Genomic DNA, 17168 nt, shown 5'->3' on the forward strand with positions numbered 1-17168 from the left:
TATTGTCTTGGTCTAGTTTTCAATTAGTTATACTTCAATGACTCAAACCCCTGAAATTGCAAAGCATATAGAAATTATACCAATTTGAAAAAAGAATGCGATAGATGGGTAGGGGCACAACAATGTTCATTGGTGTCAACTTAACGTGAAACCCTGATGAAAACGTGATGAGCAAGTTCTACTCACTTACCCTCAAGATGCGCGTTACCCCACCCCGGCTTTGCTGACGCAAAACCTCCCCTCCCCAAGGCATCGGGGAGGGGATTGAGGGGTGGGGTAAACGGCTGTGTAACAAAGCTTTGAGCTTAAGTTGACACCAATGAACAATGTTGTGCCCTTACGGATAATTGATGTGTAGCAAACATTATTTGAATTGGTATTACTAATGCAGCAACAACTACTATATTAATGATTAAGCTGAGAAATTTAGGCATAGTAAAAAGTAATAAGGCAAAATATTTTTTATTTTTAATTTTGCCCTTTACGGTTTTACTTCCTTTGCATTGCTAAAGTACCTTTTGTAAACAAAGTAATAATTCTTTGACAGTATATGGTTTGGATAAAAACGTGTTCACACCACTGTCAGTGACGGCGCTGAGTTTACTATCCGACATCAATCCGCTGCTGGCAATAATTTTGACTTGTGGGTTGATTTTTTTTAAGGTACGGATGGCAGTTAAACCATCCAAGGAGGGCAGCATAATATCAATTAATACGGCACTAATTTTGTCCATATTTTTAGCGTATAGTGCGATCGCCTCAATTCCATCACCAGCAATTAAGATCTTATAGTTGTAGGCTTCCAATGACGATTTAGTAATCTCCTGAATGGCGACTTCATCATCCACAACCAAAATCAACTCTCCATGTCCTGTCTGTGGGATCGAATCTTCTACGATGAGTGTTTCCATTCCCTCTACAGCTGGCAAGTAAACTTTAAAGCTGGTGCCATTTCCAAGTTCGCTGTAGACATTCACAAAACCTCCGTGGCTTTTAATGATTCCCAGGACGGTGGAAAGTCCCAACCCCGTGCCTTGTCCGACATCTTTTGTGGTAAAAAATGGCTCGAAAATTCTTTCTAAAATTTCCCCAGGAATGCCAGCTCCATTATCAGAGACAGTAATTACCGTGTAAGGGCCGACCTTGGCTTCCAGGTTCATCCGCGCATAATTTTCGTCAATAAACAGGTTTTCCGCAGAGATTATCAAACTACCGCCATTAGGCATCGCGTCGCGAGCATTAACGCAGAGGTTCATCAGTACTTGATGGAGTTGGGTACTATCTCCAGAAACCATCCACAAATCCTGCGGTATGTCAACGCTAACTTCTATAGATTTGGGAAACGTTTCTTTGAGAATCTTGGCAAGTTCTACAATTAAGTGCCTGAGTTGCAAAGTGATGCGTTTTCCCTCCACACCCCGTGCGAAGGAGAGCACCTGTTTAACTAAATCAGCTCCGCGTTTAGCGTTGATTTCCAATATCTCCAGTAAATGGCGAGTTCGTTCATCTGCATCGGGAAATTTCAGCGGTAATAGTTGCGCTCCTGCCAAAATCGGCGTCAGGATATTGTTAAGGTCGTGAGCAATACCACTGGCTAATGTGCCGATGCTTTCCAAACGTTGAGCGCGAAACAATTGGGCTTCTAAATGTTTTTTCTCAGTAATATCTGTGTCAACGCTCAAAATTGATTTGGGCTTTCCCTCTTCATCACATACCAGACTCCAACGACTGGAAACAAGGACTTCCTTGCCAGTTTTAGTAATTTTAGTTAACTCGCCTTGCCAGTTACCTTTACTAATAACTTCTAAAAGAGCCGCTTCGATTTCCGGTGAAGGTTCGTCAGACAAAAGCTCACTTACGCTTTTTCCCCTAGCCTCTAGAGCTAGCCAACCGTAAAGTGTTTCTGCGCCTTTGTTCCAGAACAAAATCTGATTGTTTAAATCTCGCACGCAAATGGCATCTGTTGTGACATCAAGTAATGCAGCCTGTTCTTTGATTTTTTCTTGGGCTAATTTGTGTTCGCGCAATGCGGCTTGCCGTTCGGTAATATCAATACTGGCGCAAGTTACCCCGACAACTTCTTGGGACTCATTCCGCAACGGCTCAACTGTCAAATCATAATATCGAGTCGTTTTTTTAGTTGTAATTGATACTTCTTCTCGCGCCCCTATGCCACTGTTCAGTACCCCAAGTTTAATACTGGTGAGGCATTGAGCATCTTCGGCTGAGATAATATCCACGTCTTTTTTGCCCAATATTTGCTCAACCGTCAATCCATAGGAGGGATTGTAAACCCAAGTGTACCGTAACTCCTTATCTTGGTTGTAGACAAAAATCGGAGAGTTTTTCAACGCTACGCGAAATCGCTCCTCGCTCTGTCGCAATGCGTTGTCTGCTCGTTGACGTTCAATTGCATAACGCATAGAACGCACCAGCAAATCCCCAGTTACTTGCCCTTTGACTAAATAATCCTGCGCTCCTTCTTGCATTGCCCTAGTTGCCAGGGTTTCATCGTTTATACCCGTCAACACAATAATTGGAGTCGCTTTTGCCTGTTGGTGAGCAGTAACAAAGCTTTCCAGTCCCTGACTATCTGGTAGGGAAAGGTCTAACAAAATAACATCAAAAATTTCGTTTTCTAAGTGGCTCAGTGCTTTGGAAAGCCGCTCAACTGGCATCAATTCGACTATAACTGTGTTAACTTCCTTTAAAAACTCCTGTAACAAAAAAACATCACCAGGGTTGTCTTCTACTAATAAGACTTTTATATTTTCACCTGCCATTGCCATTACTCCGGTGGCAGTTTTACGATCGCAAACCAAAAATTTTCGATTGATTTTACAATTTTAACGAATTGATCGAAGTCTACTGGCTTAGTTATGTAACAGTTTGCAGACAGATTATAGGCTTTGAGGATGTCTTCTTCGGCTTGAGAAGTCGTCAAGACGACTACAGGAATTCGCTTGAGGTTTTCATCTGCTTTAATTTCTGCCAATACTTCTCGCCCATCTTTTTTAGGGAGATTCAAATCGAGCAGCACAATATCTGGATGAGCCGCTTCGACATATTTTTCTTGTTTTCGCAAGAATGCCATTGCTTCGACACCATCTTCTACGACGTTCAGGTGAATCGAGATTTTGCTATCTTCCAACGCTATGCGTGTAAGTTGGGCATCCCCAGGATTGTCCTCTACTAACAAAACCTCAATAGGCATAAAGGTTTGCATGTTTACGATTGCTTAAGAGCTTCTATCTGGAATTGTGAAGTAGAAAGTCGAGCCTTGGCCCGGTTTCGACTCAACCCAGATCCGCCCACCGTGGCGTTCTATAATCTTCTTACAAATTGCCAGACCAATACCAGTACCTGGATACTTATCTCTTGTGTGCAAGCGTTGGAAAATTACAAAAATACGCTCGGCATATTGGGGTTCTAGACCAATGCCATTATCCTGTACCCAGAAGACGTATTCCTTGGGAGAGGGGAGTGGTGGGGTGGTAGGAGTAGTTTCGCCCATCTCCCCATCTCCCCATCTCCCCATCTCCTCATCTCCCCTCCCCACACCAATATGAATTTGTGGCTGCTGATTTTGACAAAATTTGACGGCGTTAGCGATGAGGTTTTGAAATACTTGTGTCAATTGGGTAACATCAGCCATGACTTGAGGTAAAGTATCATGGGTGATAATTGCTTTACTGTCAGCGATCGCCAGTTGGAGATTTGCGATCGCTTGTTTTAAAACAGCACTACAATCAACTCGTTTAAAAGGCTGTCCGCGGGTGCTGACGCGGGAATAGTTCAACAAATCATTGATTAGCGTCTGCATCCGACGCGCCCCATCTACCGCATAGTTGATAAACTCATCGGCATTAGTATCGAGTTGATTTTTGTATCTTCGCTCCAGCAATTGTAAATAACTGGTTACCATCCGCAATGGCTCTTGCAAGTCATGGGAAGCTACGTAGGCAAATTGTTCTAATTCCGCATTGGAACGAGCGAGTTCTTGACTTTGGCGGGTTTGCTGTTCTAGTAGTTGCGCCTGAGATAAAGCAATGCCAATTTGGTTAGCTAGTTGCTCTAAGAACTCTGTCTCAAAGTTATTCCACTTTCGAGGTGCAGCACATTGGTGAGCTAGCAATAAGCCCCAAATGCCGTCTCTGACAAGAATTGGCACTACAAGGTTAGCTTTGACAGCAAACTGCTCTAGAAATTCTCGATGACAAGGTTGAATATAAGCAGTTTGAATGTCTTCGATTGCGCTAATTCTTCCTTGGCGATATCTTTCTATGTATTCTTCTTTAAAACAGGGGTCGATAATATTTTTTCCCAGAATTACAGGCCAACCAGGTAGTACAGCTTCTTGTACTACTATTCCCGAACCGTCACGGCAAAGTTGAAAAATTAAAACTCGGTCAGCTTGCAGTAGTTTTTGAACTTCGATAACAGTGGTTTGGAGAATTTCATCTATTTGTAAAGATTCTCGGATTTTAAAAGTAATTTCGGAAAATAATTGCGATCGCAAATTTTGCCGCTTCAATTCCTCTTCTGTTCGCTTGCGATCTGTGATATCAGTATAAGAACCGACCATTCGCACCACATCACCTAATGCGTCCCAAAGTGCCTGTCCTCGATCGAGAATCCATTTATAGCTGCCGTCTTGGCATTGGACTCGATACTCACAAACATAAAATGGTGTTTTCTTGGCAAAGTGATCCTGGAAGCTCTCAAGTACCAAATCTCGCTCATCAGGATGGATTCGTTTTGTCCAATCATCCCAACAATTGGAAACTTCGTGGTCTTTATACCCCAGCATTTCCTTCCACCGAGTTGAGAAGAACGCTTCATTAGTCTTGAGGTTCCAGTCCCAAATACCATCATTATTACCCTGCAATGCTAATTGCCAACGTTCTTCACTTTCTTGAAGTGCTTGTGCTGTTTGGCGTCGTTCGGTAATGTCTTGAAAATAAACAGATAAGCCATCTTTTCCTGGATAAGCGTGGACTTGAAACCAGCGGTTGAGGGGTGGATAAAACTCCTCAAATTCCACACTTATCTGGTTGAATACTGCTTTACGATACTGCTCTTCAAATTTTGTGCCGATAATTCTGGGAAAAGCTTCCCAGAAATTGTTACCCAAAAGCTGATTCTGAGTTTTTTCTAAAAACTGTTCTGCTTGACCATTGACATAAGTAAATCGCCAGTCTTTATCTAAGGCAAAAAAGGCATCAGTAATACTTTCAAGAAGATTGCTGATTTGTGTTCTAGCTGCTTCTGATTGTGCGCGTGCTGCTTGCTCCTGCGTCATTAGTTTCTCGGTAATTTCAGATACCTCACTCACATGACGCCTGAGTTCTAATTGGTCAATCACTAGGCGACTCAGAGCGACAAGCGCCTGGATTTGTTTTTGGCTTAATTCTTTGGGAGTTTGGTCAATGACGCACAGAGTCCCCAACATCTCCCCCTTGGGAGTGATTAAAGGTACACCTGCATAAAATCGCACATAAGGGTAGCCAATTACTACTGCATTCTTCGCTAACTTTTCATCAGCTAGCGTATCTGAAACCACAACAACATCACGCTGCTCTTGGCAAAGGTAAGATAACCCAATACTGCGGGGCATTTCTGATACATCTAAACCTACTTTTGCCTTAAACCATTGACGGTTTTCATCAATAAAATTTACTAAAGATATGGGGGTGTTACAAATAAATGCCGCTAACTGGGCGAGATTGTCGTAGGCTTCTTCAGGTTCTGTATCAAGAATTTGATACTGCCGCAAGGCTTCTAGCCTTGCCTTTTCTGTAATCATGTCTCCAATGTTCATTAAGTTTTATCAAGAAATCTCAATTATGATATCCAGCCAGCAGCGTAACTACTTCATAAATAGATTAACTCTTTTTAACATTAGTTAACTATCTGTGTGCTTCTCGTTATTCGGGAAAGTTTTGAGAACAAGGCATAAAGCCTTTTTTTAAAAGCTAGATTCACATTTGAGAAAAGCCATGCCCAGCAGTCAGCTATTGTGTTTACGCCGCCAACTTTCGCGATCGCCATAATCCCAGTGTAAACAAATTTTGGGCTGATATTATTTACAAATACACATTTATATGCATAAAAAGATTCGCTTGTTGCAGACTATATTAATTTTAACTTAATTAAAAAATGCTTAATTTTAGCACGGCATAGACTAAATAAGTAGAAGGACTAAATTAAACCTAACGGTTGCCGGGTTTCGACTTCGCGGAAGTTGAATCTCGACTTCTCTACGAGACGCTACGCGTAGCTTGCTTCCCCAAAGGGGTACGCTCGATTACCGCGTAGTCGAAACTCAACCGTCATTTTCTCAACGTTCGAGCATTGAGCGCAGTCGAAATGCGTCTTCTAAATAATTGTGTCCACTTACTTACAGCGTATTGTAAGTACATGAGGTGCACCCCTGCCCAAGGCATCCGGGAGGGTGCGCTGTCTTCGCGGGTGGGGTATTCATTTTCCTCACAAAGCTGAAATCTACTGTATAAAGAATACTTTTCGAGAAGATATCATACTCAACAAATAAAAGTAAAAAAACAATACAAGCATTGACGTACTGATATTTGGCAAATAATCTTGAAATCTGATGACTAACAGGTATAACTTTATCTACTTGTATTATCTATGGGAATGATCTTTTTAATTATCTTAAGCGTTTGGGCAATCGTAAATTTTGTAGGTTTATGCTCAGTTATAATCTCATTCACTCGTTGTCGGACTGTACGAGGATATCGAAAGATTGCAATTATCGGATCGCTTTTCATACCAGCGCTCCTTCTATTTTTAACCTTTTTGGATCTGTTAAACAATAAACCCAGCCCTACCGCAGTTGTCGTTCCTAGCGTAATCGCTGATATTCAGGTAATGGCAGTTATCGTATGGTCTAAAACTTATTTAATTTGCTTTTTGGGCGCTTGTGCAACTGCGGCAATTACTTTGTTTAAAGCTAATGCTATTCGCCGTTACTCAGGACTTGCTTGGGGTTTCCTGATTTCATCTCTTTCGGCTTGTGCGTTTGTGTTTATCAAATTTTGATGGCAATATCTTTGAGTTGGGGTGGCGCGATCGCTAGTAAAAGTTTACTGAAGAATCGCGACTAGTAACAATTGAATTTTGTCATCGGTCATTAGTAAAGAACAAATGACTAATGACTAATGACCAATGACTAATGACTATTAAACCCCCAATAAAACAGTCTCCCGCACCTTACTAATCACATCACTCAAATTGCCAGTATTCAAACGGTAACTCAGGGGATGGGCTATTAATCGCCCCGTACTTTCATACAGAGTAGCGATTTCAATCAAACCATTTTCGCGTAAAGTCCGCCCTGTGGAAACTAAATCCACGATCGCTTCTGACATACCAGTTATTGGCCCTAATTCTACTGAACCATATAGCGGAACTATTTCTACAGGTAAATCGAGACTTTGGAAATATTCACGAGCGCAATTGACATATTTTGAGGCAACTCTACCATGTGGTGGTAAATGTAGCGGCGATCGGTAAGAACTCGATGCTTTTACCGCCACCGACATCCGACAATATCCAAACTGCAAATCGACTAAGTGGGCAACTTGCGGCTGTTTCTCCCGCAACACATCGTAACCAACAATACCCAGTTGTGCCTGACCATATTCTACATAAACAGGTACATCCTGTGCCCGCACCAATAGCCCTTTTGCTTGTCCACTAGCGTCAGGAATTTGAAGTTGGCGATTTCCTGAATCTAAAAAAGCACTGAAATCTAACCCGACAGCTTGTAGCAACCGGATGCTATGTTTAAGAAGTTCCCCTTTTGGTAATGCAACAGTCAGCATTATTTTTCTTGGTATCCTGCGTTTTAGCGGTTCAATAATTATTGAGAATATCTCTATATGCTTACCACAAGCAGCATGAGAATTTTATTAGTTGATGATGAAGTTGAACTAACTCAACCCTTAAGTCGCTTGTTAACTCGTGAGGGTTATGCTGTAGATGCCGCTTATGACGGTACAAGCGGTAGCGATCGCGCACGACTAGGTAATTACGACCTACTAATTTTAGATTGGATGCTGCCTGGAAAAACAGGGTTAGAAATTTGTCAGGAATTGCGACGCCAAGGCAAAACCACTCCTGTGCTATTTCTTACAGCTAAAGATACCTTAGATGACCGCGTTCAAGGTTTAGATGCTGGTGCAGATGACTATTTGGTGAAACCTTTTGAACTGCGAGAGTTATTAGCCAGAGTCAGGGCTTTGTTGCGTCGTTCTGGTTCCCAAACTTATGAAACTAGCACCGGACGACTGACTGTAGCTGATTTAGAACTCGATTGTGAAAATCAAGTAGCCTATCGCCAAGGAAGGATAATTGAACTTTCGCAAAAAGAAAGCCAGTTGTTGCAATACTTTATGGAACACACCGGACAACTGCTGACTCATGCCCAGATTATGCAAACTTTGTGGTCAGAGGAAGAACAACCTAGTAGCAACGTCATAGCGGCATTAATTCGTTTGCTACGGCGTAAGATTGAGGTAGGTAAAGAAACTACGCTGATTCACACAGTTTACGGCAAAGGTTATCGTTTTGGCGCTTCTATCGTAGAGTCTGTTTAGCAAAGAAATTTTTAGATGTTAGGCATTAGACCTGGCTTGAAAATAGGGACTCTTTACTGGGGACTGGGGACTAGGAAATAAATATTTTCATTCCTTCGTTGTGAATTGTGTTCGTGGAGTTTCTTGCATAAATCGAAAATAAGAACCCCACCAAAGAGTCTTTCGCTACGCTTTGTCTCCCCTTTCCTTGCTAAGGGGAGTAATATCATGTCCGGTTAATTAGTTATGATTCCCACACTGATTGCACCCCACCCCGCCAAAGCTGTGCTTTGTCTCCCCTCCCCGCAGGCGGGGAGGGGATTAAGGGGTGGGGTTCTTCAGGTTTAACAAACAATCAAGCGGACATGATATAAAAACGCAATAAGAAAAATCACACTCAACCACTTTTCAAACAACCTCTTAAAGCTATGGAAAGAGACTATTCTAATTCTGAATTATGCTGTAGTTCCCAACATTGTTGAGCGATCGCCCAGTCTTCTTGAGTATGTATTACTAATACTCTCACTGCTGAGTCAGGTGTGGCAATATCTTCATCAACTGGCTGCTGTTGATTTTTTTCCAGGTCTATTTTTAGTCCTAAAAATCCAAAAGCTTCACAGGCGGCTTGACGAATTCCTGGAGAGTTTTCACCCACACCCCCGGCGAACACCAAAGCATCTAATCCTCCCAAATTTGGGAGCATTGCACCAATATTAGAACATAAGCGATGCACGTAAATATCCCACGCTAGTTTAGCGCGGGTGTTGCCTTGGGCGATCGCTTTTGTCACCTCACGCATATCGCTAGATACGCCCGAAATTCCTCGTAATCCTGAAGCTTTATTTAAAACAGAATCTAATTTTTCTACTGAGTAATTACAATACCGTAACAGGTGAATCAAAATCCCCGGATCGATTGAGCCAGAACGGCTACCCATCATCAACCCTTCCAAAGGCGTGAATCCCATAGTGGTATCAATACTGCGACCGTTTTTAATCGCGGTTAAAGAGCAACCGTTACCGAGATGACAGGCGATCAATCTCAAAGATGCTAAATCTTTACCAAGAATTTGAGCAGCACGACCAGAACAGTATTGATGGCTAATACCATGAAAGCCATAGCGGCGAATACCTTGTTCTACCCATTCATAGGGGCCGGGATAAATTGCTGCGGCATCGGGGATAGTACTATGAAATGCAGTATCAAATACTGCGACTTGTTTGACTTCTCCTAAGATATTTTCAATTGCTTTTATGCCTGCTAAAGCAGCGGGATTGTGTTCTGGAGCTAAGTTAGAAAGGTCAGCGATCGCCTTTTTGACATCTTCAGTAATTACCACACTTTCGCGGTAATCTTGTCCGCCATGCACTACACGATGTCCCACCAAATCGATTTCTGATAACCGATTAATTACTTTGGTAGCATCATTAGTAAGTGTGTTGAGCATATAAGCGAGGTGCGCTTCTGGAGACTCACCAGAAATTGATTTTTCCACTTTTGCACCTGTAGCAGTTCCCACCTCAATTTCTGCCACACCGCGGTCTTGAGTCCAGTTGACTTTCCCTTCCCAAAGAGGTTGGGGTGCTTGGGTGGGGAGAGCCTCATCTGCAATTTCATACAGACAACTCTTTTGGCTGCTCGAACCAGCGTTTAGCACCAATATCTTCATAATAGGAAAACATGACCTGCTGTAATGATGCCACAATGCTACACTTAGCCGCGACAGCGTGCTATTGGGCATTAGATATATTTTGCCAAAGGGAATGGGGAGTGGGTAGAGACGTTATTAATCCTTGTCTACTTAGTTTTGAATTCACTCATTTACGATCGCGCGTTACCCCACCCCGGTTTTGTCTAAAGCCAAAACCTCCCCTCCCCTTGGCAAGGGGAGGGGTAGGGGGTGGGGTAAAACGATTGTGAGGCAATAGTTTGAGCTTCAGTTGACAATTGCATGTCGATGCAATTGAGTTGCAAGGCGATGCAATCGAGTTGCATGTCGATGCAATTGAGTTGCATGTCGATGCAATTGAGTTGCATGTCGATGCAATCGAGTTGCAAGGCGATGCAATTGAGTTGCAGGTCGATGCAATCGAGTTGCAGGTCGATGCAATTGAGTTGCATGTCGATGCAATTGAGTTGCATGTCGATGCAATTGAGTTGCAGCTTGTAGATTAAGCAAAAATTTGCATCTTTTTAAAATGGAGAGTTAAAAATGGAGAGTCGGTAATTACGAATTATGAATTACCAAAGACTGATATTCGGGAATATTTTCTCCATCAATAAACTCATCTGATTGAGGACGCGAATTGATTATCTGCTTTAAAACCTGCATGAGGATATGTGGCTGGAAAAATGCGCTGGGTGGCTTGAGTAAATTCATCACTTCTAAGAAAAGCTGATGAATTTCTGCACTTTCGGCTTGCAGCAGTAATAATCGATCCATATACAACTGCATAAATTTGCTAATTAGATCGGGTTTTCCTCCCTCGGTAGCAGGCCAGCGGAAGTCTTCGCCTGTAGCCATCAACCAAGGTACAGAAATGGCTTTTCTTAGTTCCTTTTGAAAATATCGTGGAAAACCGATTAAATTAGCGTTGGATTGCTTAGATAATTGTTTGCTCAAACATTCATCTAGAGTCAAAGCGCCCAAAGCAGCGGTGGTCATACCTTGACCGTAAACGGGATTGAAGGCACAAACGGCATCACCTACCATTATCAAACCTTCTGGCAATCTAGAAAGTTTTTCGTAGTGACGCAGGTGATTTTCTGTGCGTTTATAGCCGTAGATGGGCGAGATGGGTTGAGCGTCTTTTATGGCTTGATAGAGAATAGGCGATCGCAAACTCTGAGCAAAGTCTAAAAATCCAGCTTCATCAGTTGGTGGATAATCTCGATTTACACCCGCGAGTGTGACAATCCAACGATTACCTTCAACTGAATAAAGCACAGCACTGCGAGTGTTATGTGGTGGTTTTGCGGCAATCAGCAAAATCTTCCAATCTGCCTGAAAACCCTCAGGAGGATGATACCAGCGGCTAGCATAGCCTAAAAAAGAATTGACAACTGTCTGTTGCGGTGGCTGATAACCCAATTCCTCTAACCACTGTGGTGTGTGAGAATTGCGGCCGCTAGCATCTACGACTAAATTAGCAAGTATTTCGGCTTCGGGTTCGTTGCGAAAACTGACTCGTACTCCTGTAATGGTGGTTTTGTCAGGGTTAGACACTAAGTTAGTTACCTGTGCTGCTTGCACAAATGCAATCCGGTGATTACCTTCCAACCGACGGCGGATAGTCCACTCCAAAAGATTACGGCTACAAGCGCAGCTGATTAAATGAGAAGAAAAGCGTGGTGCCCAACCGTTATAACCCAACCAAGGACAATCTGCTATGGAGTCTACAATCGGTGTCCCTGAACTAGTTAATTCTGCAATGATGCCAGGAAACAGCTGCTCTAAAATTTGCTGACCCCGAATGAGTAAAACATGGACATGATGAGCTTGGGGTACGCCGTGACGTTGTTCTGGTTGTTCGGGAAAGCGATCGCGCTCTACAATAGTCACGCGATCGAAGTACTTGGTTAGTACTTGAGCTGTCAACAGTCCGGCAATACTTCCTCCAATGACAATAGCTTTGTTTTCTTTAGCTGTAGAAATTTCTAAATCAAACATTTGAGACTTAATTTAGCTTTATTGTTATGTTTCTACACTTAACTTAGCTTAATACTTACTCGCTTGCATAGATTTTGCAGTTGATGAATATACAAATAATCAAAAGTCAAAGCTCAAAAAATAGCTTTTTATTATTACTATCGAACTTTGACTGTTGAATTCAAGCTGATTAAATTGCCTAAGCAACAGTGCTAGCAAAAAACTTTTCTAAGTTTTGCTTTTGAAGAAAATTGAGATACTGAGACACAATTTCTGGACTGAGCAATTCTATCATTAGGCGATTCTCAATCCAAAATTCGATTACTTCAAATTTACCTCGGCTACAATGCAGTGCCCGCCATCCTTCCTTAGCAGCAATTTCTTCAATCTCTTTTTTACTAACAGGCACACTCACCGCTGCGTGGACTGCATCAAATTGGCTGCAATTCTTATTTTCCCGAAATTTAACTTGTTGTTCGCCATCGCCAGGAATTAACTCAGTTCCCAGTGGATAAACTTCAATTAAAGTGCCTTGCTCATCCATAGCTATTGCTACATAGCTTCCAGGATGGGAAGGAAATGGAGCAACTTTTCCGCCCAATAGTTTAGCTAAAACCTCAGCAACATGACGGGGGTTATTTGCTGCAATAGAAATGTGGTGAATCATTGGCTTTGCCTCGAAAGATTAGAAAATTTATAGTTATTTACACCTGTTAGAATCAACAGCGAACATCAACTTCATACAAAAATCCGCTTTGATTTTTGAAGTTACAGCACAATTCAGAACTAATACAGGATTTATCCCAGGTTTGAAATTTAGATTGTGTACTTTATCAACTTAAAATCTGCTGTACTTGCTCACAGCAAATACTCAGCAATGATAAATTACCCTTTTTGATATGGCAGCAGGTTTCGATCGCCCAATCAAATACTAATACTATACATATTAACTACTCAAAAATAAATTTTTTAATTAATACTCATTTTTTAACAAAAGTTAGTATTGATTAGCATTTTTTGAATGCCAATATTTGTATAAACTATATAGTGTATTGATTTCATCTATCTTCAGTAGTGTTTTATTTATCTCTTGGCGAAAATGAATTTATGAGTCTCAATTTACTCAACCTATAAGCTCAGATAGTATCTCGTAAATTTTGATTAATCAAAATACTAAAATTATGGTTTTAGAAAATTATTATTTTAACTATTCTTTAATTAATTCAAAAGATAAACCAGTAATTCTTTTTCTACACGGCTTCATGGGTAACATTGATGAATTTGATGAAGCAATTAAATTATTAGGTGATGAATTTTCTTATTTAACACTTGACTTACCCGGACACGGCAAAACCGAAGTTTTGGGTGGGGATGAATACTATTCAATGCCAAACACTGCCCAAGCCATAATTAACTTATTAGATAAATTAAAAATTCCTCAATGCTTTTTAGTTGCTTATTCAATGGGTGGCAGATTAGCTTTATACCTTGTCCTGCATTTTCCAGAACGTTTCTTCAAAGTGATACTGGAATCAGCTTCTCCAGGTTTGGCAACAGAAACAGAACGATTAGAGCGAATTAAGCGCGATACACAAATAGGCAGGAAATTGGCAAGAATTACTAGTAAAGTTGCTTTTGTTGATTTTCTGTCCAATTGGTATAATCAAGCGATTTTTGGTTATATAAAAAAACATCCAGAATATGACCAAATGGTAGAAAATCGCTCGCAGAACAATCCGCAAGATTTAGATAAATCGCTGCGCTTCATGGGTACTGGATGCCAGCCTAATTTGTGGCCTAAGCTAGCAAAAAATACAATTCCTATGCTTTTATTAGTTGGTGAATATGATGTAAAATTTGTAAATGTTAATATAGAAATGGCTAAAGTATGCGAACTCACTCAGCTAAGAATAATTGATAATGCTGGACATAATATTCACTTTGAAAATACTTTGACCTTTGTGAAAACTCTAAAAGAGTTTTTTAATTCTACTAATCTGCTTTAAAAGTACTAATTACCTATTGACTTTTGCCTGTTGCTTCTTGTCTATACCTTCAGCGATCGCTCTCTCTAGCCCTTCTATCGAAGTAAGCACGATTACCCGCCATTAGTCAATCATTCTTTAGTTAGCTCCTTAATCTTCCTGTAGTCTAGTTTAGATCGCACTCATGGAAGAGGTTTTAATGAGTGAGTTTTTATAGTCTTTTAGAAGAACTGAGTCAACTAATATGCAAGGATTGGTAATGCCGTAAAAAAGCTGGCACTATCATACTTTTGTATTGGCTGATAATCATAAATTAGTAATTATTGATTATCTAGATTGTCATTTTTGCGTCACATTTATATTTAACCATATTTTATGTGGAGATATGGATAAAGTGTTACGCATCTAACGCCGCACATTTTTTGTGTTGACGATGGTTAACTGTTAGCTATCAACAGTCAACACGATGATTAACTGTGCAATTTAAAAGCGTAATAGCTTATAAGTTTATATTCCTATCTCAATCGAATTGATTATTTGAGGTAATTTTTGATGAAACAAAGCAAAAAGTCGCTGCTCAACACTAAATGAGGAACTAATGTGAGTAGACCTGAAGACTACGATTTGCTCGATCGGACAGAGATAATTGAAACAGCATTACCCAAGCCATCACTGACATTACCAGATGCTGTGGCTTTGATTGTTGGTATTGTCATCGGTGCGGGGATTTTTGAAACCCCTGCTTTAGTAGCAAATCAAGCGGGTAGTAATATTGCAGTGCTACTTTTTTGGTTCATCGGTGGTGTAATATCTCTGGTGGGAGCGCTATGCTATGCAGAATTAGCAACAGTTTACCCTGATGTTGGAGGTGCTTATTACTATTTGAAACGTGCGTTCGGGCGAGGAGTCGCCTTTTTATTTGCTTGGGCACGGATGACAGTAGTTCAAACTGGTTCCATTGCTCTTTTAGCATTTGTTTTTGGCGATTACGTTTCACAAATATGGCGGCTGGGCACATTTTCATCATCTATTTATGCAGCAGTAGCGATCGCTCTTTTAACTGCTTTGAACATCGTCGGTTTGCAACAAGGTAAGTGGACGCAAAACTTACTCAGTGTTGCCAAAGTTTTGGGTTTATTGCTAGTAGTAATTATTGGGCTGAGTGCCACTCCGAATAATACCCCCCTTGTAGAATCTGCATCATCAGGAACTTGGGGACTAGCGATGGTGTTTGTGCTGCTATCCTACGGCGGTTGGAATGAAGCCGCTTACATTTCGGCAGAAATTCAAAATGGACGGCGGAACATCGTGCGATCGCTCGTTTGGAGTATTAGTATAATCACCGCCATTTACTTGTCGATCAACCTGGCTTACCTGCGGGGACTGGGATTAGCCAACATGGCACAGTCAGAAGCAGTAGCCGCAGACTTAATGCGATCGCTTTGGGGTACGCCGGGAGCCTTATTCATCAGCATCCTGATTGCGATCGCCACCTTAGGGGCAACCAACGCCACAATTTTTACTGGAGCGCGTACCAACTACGCACTGGGACAAGACTTTTCCCTATTTGGTTTTATGGGACGCTGGCAGCAACGTCCTAGCAGCCCTACCCATGCCTTATTGTTACAAGCTGCGATCGCCTTAGCACTAGTTGTTTTAGGCACACTCACCCGCAAAGGCTTTGAAACAATGGTGGATTACACCGCCCCCGTGTTTTGGTTCTTCTTCCTACTTTCAGGCGCATCTCTCGTGGTCTTGCGGATGCGGGAACCCCACATAGTGCGTCCATTTCGCGTGCCATTTTATCCCTTCACACCATTACTCTTTTGCGCCGTCTGCGCTTATTTACTGTATTCCAGCTTAGTTTACACAGGCGTCGGAGCAATCGTAGGTGTCTTAGTTGTCGCCGCAGGTATTCCACTGTTGCTCTGGAATAATCAACGGCGTCGGGGGGATGTGGGGAGATGAGGGAGCAGGGGAGATGGGGAGATGGGGAGCAGGGGAGGCAGGGGAAAAGGTTAAAGGTTAAAGGGAAAAGGAATAAATTTAATCTTTCCCCTTTTCCCTTTCCCCATGCCCCATACCCCATGCCCCATGCCCAATAACAATTCACAAAGGAGAAAATTCATGAACTTCAAAAAAATTCTGTTTTTACTGGTTACAGGAGTTAGTATTACCAGCTTGGGAATTGTTGGGTGTACTCCACAAGAGCAAAATTCGGAAGCCGGGACACAACCTTCTACTTTAACGGCTGAGACTGAAACAGTAACTCCCGCAGCTACGCCGACATCTCAACCCCAAGAACGCCCTGGTGATGTTCCTTATGTGCCAACTCCACAGCCAGTGGTGGATGCAATGTTAAAAGTGGCAAAAGTGGGCAAAAACGATGTACTTTACGACCTTGGCAGTGGTGACGGGCGAATTGTAGTTACTGCGGCACAAAATTTTGGTACCCGCGGTGTGGGCATAGATATTGACCCCCAACGCATCAAAGAAGCTAATGAAAATGCCAAGAAAGCAGGAGTCACAGACCGCGTTAAGTTTGTTCAGCAGGACTTATTTAACACTGATTTTAGTGAGGCAACGGTAGTCACGCTTTACCTATTACCAGAAATCAACGAGAGACTCCGCCCCATACTCCTAAAACAACTCAAACCTGGTACTCGCATTGTTTCCCACGCCTTCGATATGGGAGAGTGGAAACCACAGCAAACGCTAAATGTAGAGGGCAAAACTGTTTACTATTGGGTAGTTCCCAAAGAAGTACCAGCGAATTTGCGATAGTGTACTAATTTGAGATTTTGGATTTTGAATTCAATAAATAATTTAAAATCAAAATCCAAAATTCTTTAATTGATACCAAAATTGAGACAGTAGCCGGACATAATTTATTACACAATGTCATTGCGATTATTCGCAATGGCTGTAACTATT

At 41.7% G+C, this 17168-nt stretch carries 13 protein-coding genes; 6 read left to right on the forward strand and 7 right to left on the reverse strand.

Annotated features, from left to right (window positions below; genetic code table 11):
* Positions 1–506: 506 nt before the first annotated feature.
* The 3 genes from NSTC745_RS27810 to NSTC745_RS27820 are packed head-to-tail and all read right to left on the reverse strand — an operon-like array spanning position 507 to position 5821.
* The gene (locus NSTC745_RS27810; RefSeq protein WP_445638706.1) at positions 507–2783 is read right to left on the reverse strand and encodes a response regulator; all 2277 of its coding nucleotides are present in this window, start codon (positions 2781–2783) and stop codon (positions 507–509) included.
* A 5-nt stretch (positions 2784–2788) separates the two neighbouring features.
* Positions 2789–3214, reverse strand: a complete 426-nt coding sequence (locus NSTC745_RS27815; protein WP_445633869.1) for a response regulator — start codon at positions 3212–3214, stop codon at positions 2789–2791.
* A gap of 24 nt (positions 3215–3238) precedes the next feature.
* A complete protein-coding gene (locus NSTC745_RS27820; protein ID WP_445633870.1) occupies positions 3239–5821 on the reverse strand; it encodes a GAF domain-containing protein in 2583 nt (860 codons plus the stop codon).
* A 1070-nt stretch (positions 5822–6891) separates the two neighbouring features.
* Here NSTC745_RS27820 and NSTC745_RS27825 point away from each other — a divergent pair.
* Complete coding sequence (locus tag NSTC745_RS27825) at positions 6892–7062, forward strand: hypothetical protein (protein WP_445633871.1); 171 nt, start codon at positions 6892–6894, stop codon at positions 7060–7062.
* A gap of 140 nt (positions 7063–7202) precedes the next feature.
* On the opposite strand, the gene hisG is transcribed toward NSTC745_RS27825, so the two are convergent.
* Positions 7203–7847 carry an ATP phosphoribosyltransferase gene (hisG, locus tag NSTC745_RS27830; RefSeq protein ID WP_096534402.1) on the reverse strand — a complete coding sequence of 215 codons (645 nt, stop codon included), beginning with the start codon at positions 7845–7847 and terminating at the stop codon, positions 7203–7205.
* Positions 7848–7922: 75 nt separating this feature from the next.
* Between hisG and rppA the strand changes: the two genes are divergently transcribed.
* The gene (gene rppA / locus NSTC745_RS27835) at positions 7923–8621 is read left to right on the forward strand and encodes a two-component system response regulator RppA (protein ID WP_096534403.1); all 699 of its coding nucleotides are present in this window, start codon (positions 7923–7925) and stop codon (positions 8619–8621) included.
* 418 nt (positions 8622–9039) lie between these two features.
* On the opposite strand, the gene NSTC745_RS27840 is transcribed toward rppA, so the two are convergent.
* Positions 9040–10269: an acetate kinase gene (locus NSTC745_RS27840; protein ID WP_445638707.1), complete on the reverse strand. Its 1230-nt coding sequence runs from the start codon at positions 10267–10269 to the stop codon at positions 9040–9042.
* A 278-nt stretch (positions 10270–10547) separates the two neighbouring features.
* On the opposite strand from NSTC745_RS27840, the gene NSTC745_RS27845 reads away from it, so the two are divergent.
* Positions 10548–10775 carry a hypothetical protein gene (locus NSTC745_RS27845; RefSeq protein ID WP_445633872.1) on the forward strand — a complete coding sequence of 76 codons (228 nt, stop codon included), beginning with the start codon at positions 10548–10550 and terminating at the stop codon, positions 10773–10775.
* Between the two features lie 52 nt (positions 10776–10827).
* Here the strand turns inward: NSTC745_RS27845 and NSTC745_RS27850 are convergent, their stop codons facing one another.
* Both NSTC745_RS27850 and NSTC745_RS27855 read right to left on the reverse strand, forming a co-directional pair.
* Positions 10828–12270 carry an FAD-dependent oxidoreductase gene (locus NSTC745_RS27850; RefSeq protein WP_445633873.1) on the reverse strand — a complete coding sequence of 481 codons (1443 nt, stop codon included), beginning with the start codon at positions 12268–12270 and terminating at the stop codon, positions 10828–10830.
* A 178-nt stretch (positions 12271–12448) separates the two neighbouring features.
* Positions 12449–12916: a hypothetical protein gene (locus NSTC745_RS27855; RefSeq protein ID WP_445633874.1), complete on the reverse strand. Its 468-nt coding sequence runs from the start codon at positions 12914–12916 to the stop codon at positions 12449–12451.
* Between the two features lie 514 nt (positions 12917–13430).
* Between NSTC745_RS27855 and menH the strand changes: the two genes are divergently transcribed.
* The 3 genes from menH to NSTC745_RS27870 all read left to right on the forward strand — a co-directional run bounded on the left by menH (position 13431) and on the right by NSTC745_RS27870 (position 17018).
* Positions 13431–14255, forward strand: coding sequence for a 2-succinyl-6-hydroxy-2,4-cyclohexadiene-1-carboxylate synthase (menH, locus tag NSTC745_RS27860; RefSeq protein ID WP_445633875.1), 825 nt, complete (start codon positions 13431–13433; stop codon positions 14253–14255).
* 579 nt (positions 14256–14834) lie between these two features.
* A complete protein-coding gene (locus tag NSTC745_RS27865; protein WP_445633876.1) occupies positions 14835–16202 on the forward strand; it encodes an APC family permease in 1368 nt (455 codons plus the stop codon).
* A 159-nt stretch (positions 16203–16361) separates the two neighbouring features.
* On the forward strand, positions 16362–17018 hold the full coding sequence (locus NSTC745_RS27870) for a methyltransferase domain-containing protein (protein ID WP_445633877.1): 657 nt from the start codon (positions 16362–16364) through the stop codon (positions 17016–17018).
* Positions 17019–17168: the final 150 nt, after the last annotated feature.

Source organism: Nostoc sp. DSM 114161, assembly GCF_052692665.1.